The sequence below is a fragment of the Shewanella sp. 10B genome (genome assembly GCF_023475885.1).
In the GTDB taxonomy this organism is placed as follows: Bacteria; Pseudomonadota; Gammaproteobacteria; order Enterobacterales; family Shewanellaceae; genus Shewanella; species Shewanella mangrovisoli.
This window is the reverse complement of the sequence record NZ_JAMDJO010000003.1, coordinates 344897-358203: the sequence shown is the minus strand read 5'-3', so window position 1 is coordinate 358203 and position 13307 is coordinate 344897. Positions and strand designations below refer to the sequence as shown.

The window sequence follows — 13307 nt, the reverse complement described above, 5'->3', positions numbered from 1 at the left end:
ACACCATCAGCTGGGTGCTAGTGCCGAATATGGCTTATCTCAAATAAAGGAAGATATGGTATGCAATTAAACAGTCTTGGTTTTCCCCGTATCGGGCGTCGTCGTGAACTGAAATTTGCCCTCGAAAAATACTGGCGTGGTGAGAGCACTCAAGCTGAACTGCATGAGGTGGCCAAGGAGTTACGTCGTACCCATTGGCAATGGCAAGTGGCCGCAGGGATCGAGCAAGTACCAGTGGGTGATTTTGCCTTTTACGATCAAGTGTTAACCCTGAGTGCGACCCTAAACGCCATTCCTGATCGTCACCGTGGTGAGGGCGCTATCGATCTTGATACCTTATTCCGTGTTGCCCGTGGCCGTGCGCCAACTGGCACCGATGCGCCAGCCTCGGAAATGACTAAGTATTTCAACACTAACTATCACTACTTAGTGCCAGAGCTTAAGCGAGACCAAGTGTTCTCTATCGCCTATGAGCAGTTTTTTGATGAAGTCGCCGAGGCGCAGGCGCTGGGTTATCAAGCCAAGCCTGTGCTGTTAGGCCCTGTGAGTTACTTGTATCTGGCAAAAACCGTGGGTCAGGATTTCGATAAACTCAGCCTATTACCCAATCTATTAAAGGCCTATGCCGACATTCTGGCGCGTTTTGCCGCACAGGGCGTGACTTGGGTACAGCTTGAAGAACCGATTCTTGCACTCGAATTAACCGCCGAGTGGCAAGCGGCGATTAGCGAAGCTTATCAAGCGCTTAAAACGGCTCAAGTGAAGATTTTACTCACTAGCTACTATGGCAGCATTAGTCATCATCAGGCGCTGGTTTCCGCGCTGCCAGTCGCTGGTCTGCACCTCGATTTAGTGACTGCCCCTGAACAATTGGCCTTGTTTGCCAATGCCTTAAGAACAGATCAAATTCTCTCTGCGGGTGTAGTTAATGGCCGTAACGTGTGGGCGGCAGAGGTTGACCTGATTGTCGAGCGTATCGGCAGTGTTGCCAGAGATTTAGGTGCGCGCCTATGGATTGGCTCTTCCTGTTCACTGCTTCACAGCCCTGTGGATTTAGAGGTAGAGACAACGCTCACGCCGGCGCTACGTCAGCAGCTCGCGTTTGCTAAGCAAAAGCTGTTGGAACTGGCTAATGTGCGCCAATTGCTACTGGCCCCTGAGTCTGTCGCCGCCAAAGAGATAGTTAACACCTGTTTGGCACGCCGTGAGGCTAAGGCACAGGCGGCGGATGCTAAAGTGATCGCCCGTGTGGATACGCTCACCCAAGCCGACTATGAACGTGTGAGCGAATTTACTGAGCGCCAAGCGGTGCAGCAGCGCAAGTATCGTTTGCCATTACTGCCCACGACCACAATTGGCTCATTCCCACAAACGCCTGCTATCCGAGGCTTACGTAGCCGCTGGCGCAAAGGGGAGCTAAGCGATGCTCAATATACCGAGCAGTTGCAGCAAGTGACCCGCGATACCATCGATCGCCAACTTAAACTCGGTATCGATGTGCTAGTACACGGTGAGGCCGAGCGTAACGACATGGTGGAATACTTCGGCGAGCAGCTCGAAGGCGTGGGATTTACCAAAAATGGTTGGGTGCAGAGTTATGGTTCTCGCTGCGTTAAGCCGCCCTTGATTTATGGTGATGTGAGCCGCCCGAAAGCGATGACGGTAGAGTGGGCCGAATTCGCCCAAAGCCTGACGGACAAACCGGTCAAAGGCATGCTAACGGGCCCTGTGACGATTCTACATTGGTCGTTTGCCCGTGAAGATATCAGCCGCGATACCATTGCCACCCAATTGGCGCTGGCTATTCGTGATGAAGTGGTGGATTTACAAAATGCAGGTATTGGCATTATTCAAATTGATGAGCCAGCCTTCCGCGAAGGTTTGCCATTAAAGCAAAGCGAGTGGCAAGCTTACTTAGATTGGGCGGTGAGGGCCTTTAAACTGAGTGCAGCGGGTGTTGTGGATGAAACCCAAATTCACACCCATATGTGCTACAGCGAGTTTAACGACACGATCGCCGCCATTGCCGCCATGGATGCGGATGTGATCACCATCGAGACTTCGCGTTCACGCATGGAACTGCTCAATGCCTTTGAAGATTTTGAATATCCAAATGAAATTGGCCCAGGCGTTTACGATATCCACTCGCCCAATACGCCAAGTGTTGAGGCCATGGTACACCTTATCGAAAAAGCGGCGCAAAAAGTGCCAGTGCGCCAACTCTGGGTTAACCCCGATTGCGGCCTTAAGACCCGTACTTGGGATGAGGTTGAACCCGCACTGAAGAACATGGTGGATGCGACCCGCGAACTGCGTCGCCGCCTTGGCTAAGCGCGTGTAATATCCGCAATAAATGCCTCTTTGGCATAGCGTAAAAACAGGGATACCTTAAGTATTCCTGTTTTTTATTGGCGATTTGAAAAGGCATATTTGAATGTGCACTTGAGCCTACTGTTTAATGGCGCTTATTCGTTAAACAGCGCTTATTCACTGAATTGTGCTTATTCGTTAAACATCATCTCGGGGACATGCTCAGGTACCACCAATTCGCCTGCGGTGAGCTTGATAATTTCCTCTACACTCACGCCGGGCGCACGTTCGAGCAAATGAAATTTGCCTTCTTTGATTTCGATAAAGGCCAGATCCGTCAGTACTTTTTTGATACAGCCCTTGCCCGTTAGCGGTAGGGTGCACTCGGTTAATAGCTTAGATTCACCGTGTTTTGAGGCGTGGGTCATGGTCACAATGATATTGTCGGCGCCGGCGACAAGATCCATGGCGCCGCCCATGCCCTTAATCAGTTTGCCCGGGATCATATAGGAGGCGATATTGCCCTGAGTATCGACCTCAAAGGCGCCTAATACGGTGAGATCCACATGGCCGCCGCGGATCATGGCAAAGGACTCGGCCGAGTCGAAGATGGCGGCGCCCCTTGCCATAGTCACGGTTTGTTTTCCTGCATTGATTAAGTCGGCATCGACCTCTTCCATGGTCGGAAAAGGCCCCATCCCTAGGAGGCCGTTTTCGGATTGCAGCATCACTTCAATGCCTTCGGGAATGTAATTTGCCACCAGTGTGGGGATACCGATACCGAGATTCACGTAATAGCCATCTTTGAGTTCTTGGGCGACGCGCTGGGCGAGTTGTTCTCTTGAAAGTGCCATAACCAAATCCTATTTGCTGGAGGGGCGGGTGGTCAGTTGTTCGATACGTTTCTCGAAGCTGCCTTGGATAAGCCTATCGACATAGATGCCGGACGTATGGATTTCATCGGGATCTAATTGACCCGGCTCGACAATTTCCTCCACCTCCACCACGGTTATCTTGCCTGCGGTGGCGGCAAGCGGATTGAAGTTACGGGCGGTTTTGCGAAAGACTAAATTGCCGAAGGTGTCGGCCTTCCAGGCTTTGACTATGGCAAAGTCGCCTGTAATAGATTCTTCAAGAATGTAATGGCGACCATTGAATTCTTTGACTTCTTTACCTATTGCCACGTCAGTGCCATAGCCTGTTGCGGTATAAAAAGCCGGAATGCCCGCGCCCGCCGCCCGCATTTTTTCCGCCAGCGTGCCCTGCGGTGTGAGTTCGACTTCCAGTTCGCCAGACATCATCTGCGCCTCGAAGTTGGCATTCTCGCCCACATAGGAGGCGATCATTTTTTTGATCTGTTTATCGAGCAATAAGATCCCAAGTCCGTATTCCGTGGTACCGCAGTTATTGGAGACGACGGTCAGGTTTTTGGTGCCCTTGTGTTTGATTTCTTTGATGAGATTTTCAGGAATACCGCAAAGGCCAAAGCCGCCCGCGATCACCGTCATCCCATCTTCGAGTCCCGCTAACGCATCGGCGTAGCTGGTAACCACCTTATTCAATCCAGACATGGAGTGCTCTCTTACGCTTGCTGAAAGTGTGGCGCTTACTATTACCCAATTTTTCGGGCGCTCCTATGGTACTAAGGTGCCAAATAAAACCGCGGCCAATTGCCATATTCTAATGGCATTGAGTCTGGGGGCATTGAGGATGTGCGTCCCGCCATGATGTGTTCAAGGCATGGATAAAGGACTGTGACTGGATTTTAAAGCATCGGGAGACAAGCAATATGGCGGTTGAACACTCAAGCTTAAAGGGCAAGGTAGGGCTGATCACCGGCTCCACCAGTGGAATAGGTTTAGCAACGGCCCATGTGCTGGCGGAGCAAGGTTGTCATCTGATCCTGCACGGGTTAATGCCAGAGGCCGAGGGGCGGCGCCTCGCGGCGGAGTTTGCCGAGCAATATCATATTCACACTTTCTTCAGTAACGCCGATCTGCGGGATCCCGAGAGCATTCATGCTTTTATGGACGCGGGAGTAAAGGCATTGGGCACTATTGATATTTTGGTGAATAACGCCGGTATTCAACACACTGAAAATGTCGCGCATTTCCCGATAGATAAATGGAACGACATTATCGCCATTAACCTGTCCTCGGCCTTTCATACCATTCAACAAGCCGTGCCTGCGATGGCCGAGAAGCGTTGGGGCCGCATTATCAATATCGCCTCGGTGCATGGCTTAGTGGCCTCGGTCAATAAGGCTGCATACTGTGCGGCTAAACACGGGATTGTCGGTTTAACCAAAGTCGTAGCTATCGAGTGCGCAGAGCAGGGGGTTACCGTCAATGCGATTTGCCCTGGCTGGGTCGATACGCCGCTGATCAACAAGCAGATTGAGGCCATCGCCAGCAATAAGGGCTTAAGTTACGACGAGGCTAAGTATCAACTCGTCACGGCAAAACAACCCCTGCCAGAGATGCTAGACCCGCGTCAGATTGGCGAGTTTGTGCTGTTTTTATGTAGCAGTGCGGCGCGGGGAATTACGGGCGCATCGCTGGCCATGGACGGCGCTTGGACCGCGCAATAGGTTAGCGCAATCGTTTTTAGCTCAACAGGTTAGTATTACTTTAGTGTCTACTTCTAAAGACCCATATCCGTTTTAAGGCGATTCACCTAGGTTTAGTTTGATGTCTATTTTCAAACAAAAATAACCTTAAAGGTGATAACAATGAAATGGAACAAATCGTGTCTCGTCGCCCAATTTCTACTCCTTGTAATTGGGCTTTTTTCATCTCTGACGTACGCTGGAAGTTGGCAACAGAATGTGGCCATTGGTGGTTTTAACAAAGTACATATCTACACTCCGGATACTGACGCTAAGGTGGGCGACGGTAAGGCCTTGATGTTAGTGCTGCATGGCTGCGTACAACCCATCAACAACTATCTCACGGCCAATCTTGAACAGGCCGCAGAGGCTCACGGTATGGTTATTGCCGTACCCGATGCGATGAATAAGGCAGGCTACAGCTGTTGGTCCTATTGGCAGGGCAGCATTAATCGAACAACGGGGGATTATAAAAATCTGATTAATTTGGCCAATGCCCTGTCGGGTGATGTAAACCGCCATATCGACCCGACTCAGGTCTATATTGCGGGGCTCTCCTCGGGCGCGGCGATGGCAATGCAAACTGCCTGCGTGGCACCCGATGTGTTTGCTGGGGTCGCCTCTAGCGCGGGGCCAAGCATAGGGACGAGTTCGAATGGGGCGATCTCTACCTGTGAAACCGTGTCGACATCCACCTTTAAATCACGCTGCGAATCCTACGCGGGTAGCTACAAGAGTTATTTGGGGACTCAGTTAGCCGTAATTGGCCATGGCAAGGCCGACACTACGGTCAACACTTGCTATAACCAGCAGAATGCCGATGGTTTTGCCGCTGTTTATGGTGTGACTAAGTTAAGCGGAACCAATGCGTTATCCGAGGGCGTAGGGCATACGGCATCGGAAACCCTGTGGAGCAACAAGCGGGTGGCTATGTTGTGGTTCGATGGCTTAGATCATTCATGGTCAGGTGGGGCAGGCGCATCGGGGGATTATGTCGCCGACGACAGTATTAACTTTGCCACCTATTTAGGGAAGTTTTTCGCCGACAATAACCAGAGAGTAAACCGTAATGCCTTGCCTACCCTTGCCAATGTCACTGGTGCGGATAACGCGGGCGTGCTGACTGTTTCTGGCATGGCTAATGATAGCGATGGGTATGTCGCGCAGGTAACTATGGGCATTTATTTGCTCGACGGTGCGGGCCAAAGCCTGATTGGCAATGTGAGTACCACAAGCCTTGGTAGCGACGGCAGTTTTCAGCTATCTAGCCAGAGCTTAAGCGATGGTCTGTACAAGCTGGTGGTACAAGCAAGTGATGATGTGTCTGCGCTTAGCGCGCCAGTGGAGTTAACCGTACGTGTTGGGCCTGAGCCTGCGAATGCTGCGCCAGTACTGAGTAATATTCAGGTGAGTGTCTCAGGGCAATGCGCGTCGGTGACGGGCTCGGTTGTCGATGCAAACCAAAATTTAGCCTCGGTGACTGTTGGTTTTAGTTCTGGTCAGCAAGTCAGCGCGAGCATTAATGGCACTCAATATAGCGCTCAAGGCTGTAATTTACCGGGCGGTGCGAATCTTGCGACCGTGATTGCGATGGATAGCACGCAACTCTCTAGTCAAGACAGCATTAACTTTACTATCGATGCGGGCGTGACGGGGGATTACAACACCCATATTAATCTTGGTCATATCACTTGGGGTGTAGGCTATTCCGCCTGTTATCTCGCCTTCGGTACTGGGCAATTTACCATGCGCGAATATGCGGTGGGCAGCTCGCAATGTCAGTGGGTTGCCGATGGCAATACTAGTTGCGCGGGGCCTTCGCAGGCATGTACTGGTAGCACAGGTGGCACCACTGAGCCTACAGATAGCGACGACGATGGTATTAGTGACAGCATAGATAACTGCCCCAATGTCGCCAATGCGGATCAGGCGGATAACGATGGTGATGGTATCGGCAATGCCTGTGATACCACGCCCAATGGCGATACTTATCAATGTACCCAAGTCACGACGAGCAATTATGCCCATGTTACGGCGGGCCGCGCGACCAGCAGTGGCGGTTATGCCTACGCTAAGGGTTCGGGTCAATTAATGGGGCTTTATAACACCTTCTATAGCAGTACTTTGGCCAATACTGCCGCCAATTACTATGTGGTTGGTAGCTGTCCTAACTAAGTGAAAAGGTTGATTAGGGGAAGGCCCTAACTGGGTGATCTCGGCTTGATAACAAAGGCGAACCTTATGGTTCGCCTTTTTGCGTTGGCTTAGGTGGATGGCGGGGGCGGCTACTGAAGCAAATAGCGCATTATCCTGTAAATTCTCACCAATGCCCTGCATAGCACTATTCAGCGAAAGCCGTCTTAAATGATAAGATAGGCGCCAGAATTTTTATGAGGTGAAAACTCACCTAGTGAAGACGTGGCAATTTTGACCTAACGCGCCGCGTGATGAATGCGGTTATTCGATTTATTTATTTGATTATGTTAGGTGTATTTCTATTCTGTCGTCCTAAACGGGGCGTACACCCTTATAGATTTGAGCATTACTGGAGACAAAACTCATGACAAACGCGAATGTGGATGCCACGCAGTTAACGACTAAGCCATCACAAGATGGTTTTTATATGCCCGCCGAATGGGCGGCGCAGCAAGCCGTATGGATGATTTGGCCATATCGTCCTGATAACTGGCGCTCTGCAGGTGCTTATGCTCAAGCGACCTTTGCTAAGGTGGCCGATGCCATTGGTGGGGCAACTCCCGTTTATATGGGTGTACCTCAGGCCTTTTTAGCAGAAGCTCAAAAAGTGATGCCTTCCCACGTGACTCTGGTCGAAATCGACAGCAATGACTGCTGGGCTCGCGACTCTGGGCCTACAGTGGTGGTTAATGCCGAGGGCGAATGCCGTGGTGTTGATTGGGGTTTCAATGCTTGGGGTGGTCACAACGGTGGTCTGTATTTCCCATGGGATAAGGACGAACAGGTTGCCGCACAAATGCTCAAGCAACATGGTTTTGCCCGTTATAGTGCGCCGTTGATCCTCGAAGGTGGTTCTATCCATGTCGATGGTGAAGGCACCTGTATGACTACGGCCGAATGCTTACTTAACGCCAACCGTAACCCAGACCTGACGAAAGAGCAGATCGAAGCCTTACTGCGTGACTATTTGAATGTTAAGCAGTTTATCTGGTTGGAAGAGGGCGTTTATATGGACGAAACCGACGGCCATATCGACAACATGTGCTGTTTTGCGCGTCCAGGTGAAGTGATCCTGCACTGGACCGACGATGAAACCGATCCACAATACTCACGCTCGAAAGCTGCGCTGGACGTGTTGCAAAACACAGTTGACGCCCAAGGTCGCAAGTTAAAAATTCACCTGCTGCCACAACCGGGTCCTCTGTATTGCACCGATGAAGAATCAAAAGGCGTGACAGAAGGCACTGGCGTACCGCGCACTGCGGGCGAGCGCTTAGCGGGTTCTTATGTGAACTTTTTAATCACCAACGATCGTATCGTCTTCCCACTGCTTGACCCTGCCACCGACGATATCGCCGCGCAAAAACTGCAGGAGATTTTCCCTGAGCACAAGATTGTGGGGGTGCCCGCGCGGGAGATTTTATTAGGTGGCGGCAATATCCACTGTATTACCCAGCAGATCCCTTCTGGAAAGTAAGTACACCAAGGAGAACAGTATGACGCTTGATGTCACTGTTATTGCACCACAATTGGCTTTCTGCGGGAGGGCGTAAGATGTTTGAAGTGACTGAAGTTTCCATTGCCGAGCTGCGTGAAGCGCTCGAATCCGGCCGCACGACTGCGGTTGAGTTGGTGAAATCCTATTTGGCTCGAGTGGCGGCTTACGATGGTCCTGCCACTGAGACTAAGTTGAATGCGTTAGTGGTGCACAATCCCGATGCGCTCAAAGAAGCTGAGGCTTCCGATGCGCGCCGTGCCCGTGGCGAAACCTTAAGCCCGCTCGATGGTATTCCTTACACCGCTAAGGACAGCTATTTAGTGAAGGGGCTGACGGCGGCGTCTGGCAGCCCAGCATTTAAAGATTTAGTGGCCCAGTACGATGCCTTTGCCGTCGAGCGCCTTCGCGCCGCGGGTGCTATTTGCTTAGGCAAAACCAATATGCCACCGATGGCGAATGGCGGCATGCAGCGTGGTCACTATGGCCGCGCCGAAAGCCCCTACAATGCGAACTATCTGACGGCGCCCTTTGCCTCGGGTTCTTCCAACGGAGCGGGTACTGGAACAGCGGCAAGCTACTCGGCGTTCGGTCTTGCCGAAGAGACTTGGTCGAGTGGCCGTGGCCCTGCGTCCAACAACGGTTTGTGTGCCTATACGCCGTCTCGCGGGGTGATTTCGGTGCGCGGCAACTGGCCATTAACCCCAACCATGGACGTAGTCGTGCCTTATACCCGCACTATGGCGGATATGCTCGAAGTGCTGGATGTGATTGTGGCCGATGACCCTATCACCCGTGGCGACCTCTGGCGCCTGCAACCTTGGGTTCAAATCCCTAAGGCTTCTAGCGTTCGCCCAGAATCCTATCTGGCACTCGCCGCCAGCGCCGACACCCTTAAGGGGAAGCGTTTTGGCGTACCGCGCATGTACATCAACAAAGATGAACTCGCGGGAACCAGCGAAAACCCAGGTATCGGTGGACCAACGGGACAACGCATTCATACTCGCCAATCTGTTATCGATTTGTGGGAAGCGGCGCGTAAAGCCCTAGAAGCTGCTGGTGCGGAAGTGATTGAAGTCGATTTTCCGCTGGTGTCTAACTGCGAAGGCGACCGCCCCGGCGCGCCGACCGTGTTTAACCGTGGCATAGTGACGCCCCAATTCCTCCATGATGAATTATGGGAACTCTCGGGTTGGGCGTTCGATGAATTCCTGCGGGCGAACAACGACCCTAAACTTAACAAGCTTGAAGATGTAGTGGGACATTTGATATTCCCCCATGACCTCGGCACCTTGCCAAACCGTGAGGGTGATTTAGCGGCGGGCATGGAAGAGTATGTCAACATGGCCAAACGCGGCCTGAAATCCTATGACCAGATCGACAGTATTCCCGATGGTCTGCGTGGTTTAGAAAAGACCCGTAAGCTGGATCTCGAAGACTGGATGGACGGACTTAAGTTGGATGCCGTGCTGTTCCCGACTGTTGCCGATGTCGGCCCCGCCGACGCCCATGTGAATCCGGCCTCAGCCGATATCGCTTGGAGTAACGGGGTTTGGGTGGCAAACGGTAACCTTGCGATTCGCCATTTAGGCGTGCCGACTGTGACTGTGCCAATGGGCGTAATGGCCGATATTGGCATGCCAGTAGGGCTAACCTTCGCGGGCCGAGCCTACGATGATAACAACCTGCTGAAGTTTGCCGGCGCGTTCGAGTCGACGGGCAATAAGCGTATGATTCCGCCGCGTACACCGCCGCTGAGTCAATAAGCTTTAAGCCGTAAGACTGAGAAATACAAAACGGGATGGGTAACAATACCCATCCCGTTTTTTTCGCGTTAATCTCTCATGCGTTATTTATCAAACCTATTCCAGCGTTAGGATTCTACTTTAACCATGTACCGCACTATCGAACTCATGCCTTTTGGTGTACTCAGAGCTAAGGGTAAGTCCAAAGTTTGGCAAACCTCATTGTCGATTCCCTACCTCGGGGGAGACTTTCAGCTGGTTATTCATGGTGATGTTAATGGGCCTTCGGCCAATCAACGCACGGCCCTTACATTACTTACCTCGCCAAGCGAGGCGCTGCGCGATGAAATAGCGACTAAAGTGGTCGAGTTTATTCACGCTTGTAATATCGTGCCTGTTGAGTTCAAGGTTGATGTTGCCACTGTATGGTCATTGCTCACACCTGAGCTGATTGAGGTTCACACTAGTCACGAGTACGCCTATGGTGAGGGTGAATTGGGAACTAATGCTATATCAATTGGTTACCTTACACCTTGGACGAATGAACAATTAATCCAAGTGCCATTTTTAAATGGGAAAATTGGCGTGATTTATAGCGAGTAATTTGGGGCATAGCTGTATTTTTTAATGATGTCCACCCGCTAATGACTACTTAAAAATAAGCACCTACAAGCATATCTTGGGTGTAGGTGCTTCGAGGGAGAGTCTGAATAGGCGAGCTAGCGAGTGTTAGCGATTATGGGCTCAGCTAAAAACGCGGCAATCATACGGTAGGTCGCAAGGCATTCCTCCGAAACCAAATCCTGCAGCAGCATATAGGCGTGGATCATGTCTTCAAATTGATGGTGCTGCACTTGCACACCAGCCGCCGTTAAGGCGTTGGCATAGGCAATGCCCTCATCCCGCAATGGGTCGCAGCCCGCGGTAAATATCAAGGTGCTGGGCAGTTTGGCGTTGAACTCGCCATGTAAGGGGGAAGCTTGTTTAACGCGCTCGGCATCCTTAGCCACCTCTTGAAAATACTGCTCGAAGTACCATTGCACCCTAGGGGTTTCGAGCAAGAAACCTGCGCCATTACTCTGATAGGAAGCGCTCGCCATGGTGTAATCCACGCTGGGATACACCAAGATCTGCTTGGCGATGTTAAGCGTACTGTCGCTGAGGCTACTTTGGCTAAGGCTAGTGCAGAGCGCGCCACCGGCACTGTCGCCCATGATGCTAACACCTTGTTGGTATTGCACCTCAGTCAGCACACTTTGATAGTGGCGCAGGGCGTATTCGCAGTCTTCAAGTCCCGCCGGATAGGGATATTCGGGCGCGAGGCGATACTCCACACTGATCACCACACACTGAGCGATACTGGCAAGGTGGCGACAGATAGGGTCATACAGCTCCACACTGCCGCACATATGGCCGCCGCCGTGAAAATGTAACACCACGGGCAGGGCTTTACTGGGCGCAGGGCTGTAAACACGGCAGCCAATTTCCCTGTCGCCATGCTGCGCATCTTTCACTTGCCATGCCTTATCGGCGATATAACTCACCTCAGGTTTAACGCTCATTAGGGCCGCGAGTTTGTTTAAGTTTTCCCGCAGCAGCTGTGGGCTGTATTGAATATTTTGCTGTTTCGCGAGGGCGATATTCTGGTTCGCTAACTCAAGAAAATCTGTCAGCTTTGCTGAAGCGGTACCGCGTGGGGAAACTTGCATGCTTACTCCTTAGCTTGTCCGGTTTCGGGGAGAAAATAGCTGCCAACAAACACAGTGGCGCTTAACAGAGTGATCAGCACAAACGAGGCAAAGTAACTGCCTTGGTTGATATCTACTAGCTTGCCAAATAGCCACAGCACTAAGGTTGAAATCAGATAGCTGATGGACCAAAACAGGCTAAAAATTACCGTGATTTTTTGACTGGTCATCTTAGGTAGCTCGTGGGGAATCGAGACTAAAGCGGTGACGGGTAAAAAGATGCAAAAGCCTAAAACGATGGCGCACAGGGTTTGCAGCCAGGGCGCCGAGCCAAAGGAGAGCCCTAACACAGTTAAGAAAATCAGCAGGCCGCTGAGGCGAATAATCGGTAGGCGCAGGGGCTGTTTACGGCTGTAGAGTATCCCCGCTATGGTGCCGACAATCCCAAAGCCAATCACCCACTTACTCTGGCTGATGCCCGCCAGCGGATAAAAGGTGAATAGGCAAATGTAAAAGGATAATAATCCCGAGTAGGTGAGGGCATAGGCCCAGTTAAAACCGTCTTTTAAGCCATCGAGATAGGAGTATGAATGGGTGGCATCTTGCTGTGCATTGGCTTGATGGCTGGGGGCTTGCTCGAACTTCACCAATAACCACAGCAGCGCCAGTACCAGACTGGCTAGGGAAAACACCAACAGGCTTTGTTGCCAACCGCCGCTGATGGCATTGATGCTCGGCATGCCCCAAAGCACGATAGCCGTGCCTACATTAAAGGCCACCGCGTTTAATCCATTGATCACAGGGCGTTCTTCTGGGGCGAACCAGTGCATCACAATCGGGTTGAAATAGACAATCATAAAGGCGCCGCCCAGCCCCATTAAAAAGCGGCTCACCAACAGTAACTCATAGTTCGGGGCGTAGGGTGTCATGATGCCCGTGACTATCAATAAGGCCGCGACTAAAAACGCATATTTCACCCCAAATTTGAGGGTGAGATAGGCTGCGGCAAAGGTGCCGACAATTTTGGCTAAGGTGACCGCACCGCTCAGTAAACTGGCGGAGGCATAGCTCTCGATATGCATCGAGGCCATGATGTTATTCATACTCGCGGTGCCGCCAACCCATGCCATTGCAAATAAGACGTAACTGGTAAAAACCAAGCCTTCTACGAGATATTTATGGGTAATTTTTATCGGCATAGTTGTTTAAAACCTCGAGTCAATATTGGCCGTAGGTTAGCCGATGGGGGGGGATAAATAAGTACT

The 13307-nt window shown here is 51.5% G+C and carries 10 protein-coding genes; 6 read left to right on the top strand and 4 right to left on the bottom strand.

Annotation, left to right across the window (positions count from 1 at the left end; all coding sequences use genetic code 11):
* Positions 1 to 60 precede the first annotated feature (60 nt).
* A complete protein-coding gene (gene metE, locus M0415_RS13825; protein WP_249556207.1) occupies positions 61 to 2331 on the top strand; it encodes a 5-methyltetrahydropteroyltriglutamate--homocysteine S-methyltransferase in 2271 nt (756 codons plus the stop codon).
* A 170-nt stretch (positions 2332 to 2501) separates the two neighbouring features.
* Here metE and M0415_RS13820 read toward each other — a convergent pair whose 3' ends face one another.
* Together M0415_RS13820 and M0415_RS13815 are read right to left on the bottom strand one after the other, a co-directional pair.
* Entirely contained in the window at positions 2502 to 3164 is a 663-nt protein-coding gene (locus tag M0415_RS13820) for a 3-oxoacid CoA-transferase subunit B (RefSeq protein WP_011625148.1), read from the bottom strand.
* A 9-nt stretch (positions 3165 to 3173) separates the two neighbouring features.
* Positions 3174 to 3881, bottom strand: a complete 708-nt coding sequence (locus tag M0415_RS13815; protein ID WP_249556206.1) for a CoA transferase subunit A — start codon at positions 3879 to 3881, stop codon at positions 3174 to 3176.
* A 218-nt stretch (positions 3882 to 4099) separates the two neighbouring features.
* On the opposite strand from M0415_RS13815, the gene M0415_RS13810 reads away from it, so the two are divergent.
* The 5 genes from M0415_RS13810 (at position 4100) to M0415_RS13790 (ending at position 10957) form a co-directional block, all read left to right on the top strand.
* The gene (locus M0415_RS13810; RefSeq protein ID WP_249556205.1) at positions 4100 to 4900 is read left to right on the top strand and encodes a 3-hydroxybutyrate dehydrogenase; all 801 of its coding nucleotides are present in this window, start codon (positions 4100 to 4102) and stop codon (positions 4898 to 4900) included.
* A gap of 141 nt (positions 4901 to 5041) precedes the next feature.
* Complete coding sequence (locus M0415_RS13805; RefSeq protein ID WP_249556204.1) at positions 5042 to 7093, top strand: extracellular catalytic domain type 1 short-chain-length polyhydroxyalkanoate depolymerase; 2052 nt, start codon at positions 5042 to 5044, stop codon at positions 7091 to 7093.
* A gap of 385 nt (positions 7094 to 7478) precedes the next feature.
* Entirely contained in the window at positions 7479 to 8591 is a 1113-nt protein-coding gene (gene aguA, locus M0415_RS13800) for an agmatine deiminase (protein WP_086902799.1), read from the top strand.
* 77 nt (positions 8592 to 8668) lie between these two features.
* Positions 8669 to 10375 carry an amidase gene (locus M0415_RS13795; RefSeq protein WP_086902839.1) on the top strand — a complete coding sequence of 569 codons (1707 nt, stop codon included), beginning with the start codon at positions 8669 to 8671 and terminating at the stop codon, positions 10373 to 10375.
* 126 nt (positions 10376 to 10501) lie between these two features.
* Positions 10502 to 10957 carry a hypothetical protein gene (locus tag M0415_RS13790; RefSeq protein ID WP_086902800.1) on the top strand — a complete coding sequence of 152 codons (456 nt, stop codon included), beginning with the start codon at positions 10502 to 10504 and terminating at the stop codon, positions 10955 to 10957.
* Positions 10958 to 11073: 116 nt separating this feature from the next.
* Here M0415_RS13790 and M0415_RS13785 read toward each other — a convergent pair whose 3' ends face one another.
* Positions 11074 to 12063, bottom strand: coding sequence for an alpha/beta hydrolase (locus tag M0415_RS13785; protein WP_086902801.1), 990 nt, complete (start codon positions 12061 to 12063; stop codon positions 11074 to 11076).
* Positions 12064 to 12065: 2 nt separating this feature from the next.
* On the bottom strand, positions 12066 to 13241 hold the full coding sequence (locus M0415_RS13780) for an MFS transporter (RefSeq protein ID WP_249556203.1): 1176 nt from the start codon (positions 13239 to 13241) through the stop codon (positions 12066 to 12068).
* Positions 13242 to 13307 lie beyond the last annotated feature (66 nt).

What these genes read in the sequence shown, in the direction of transcription:
- metE (WP_249556207.1), top strand. Translation starts at nt 61, where the DNA reads ATGCAATTAAACAGTCTTGGTTTTCCCCGTATCGGGCGTCGTCGTGAA.
- M0415_RS13820 (WP_011625148.1), bottom strand. Translation starts at nt 3,164, where the DNA reads ATGGCACTTTCAAGAGAACAACTCGCCCAGCGCGTCGCCCAAGAACTC.
- M0415_RS13815 (WP_249556206.1), bottom strand. Translation starts at nt 3,881, where the DNA reads ATGTCTGGATTGAATAAGGTGGTTACCAGCTACGCCGATGCGTTAGCG.
- M0415_RS13810 (WP_249556205.1), top strand. Translation starts at nt 4,100, where the DNA reads ATGGCGGTTGAACACTCAAGCTTAAAGGGCAAGGTAGGGCTGATCACC.
- M0415_RS13805 (WP_249556204.1), top strand. Translation starts at nt 5,042, where the DNA reads ATGAAATGGAACAAATCGTGTCTCGTCGCCCAATTTCTACTCCTTGTA.
- aguA (WP_086902799.1), top strand. Translation starts at nt 7,479, where the DNA reads ATGACAAACGCGAATGTGGATGCCACGCAGTTAACGACTAAGCCATCA.
- M0415_RS13795 (WP_086902839.1), top strand. Translation starts at nt 8,669, where the DNA reads ATGTTTGAAGTGACTGAAGTTTCCATTGCCGAGCTGCGTGAAGCGCTC.
- M0415_RS13790 (WP_086902800.1), top strand. Translation starts at nt 10,502, where the DNA reads ATGTACCGCACTATCGAACTCATGCCTTTTGGTGTACTCAGAGCTAAG.
- M0415_RS13785 (WP_086902801.1), bottom strand. Translation starts at nt 12,063, where the DNA reads ATGCAAGTTTCCCCACGCGGTACCGCTTCAGCAAAGCTGACAGATTTT.
- M0415_RS13780 (WP_249556203.1), bottom strand. Translation starts at nt 13,241, where the DNA reads ATGCCGATAAAAATTACCCATAAATATCTCGTAGAAGGCTTGGTTTTT.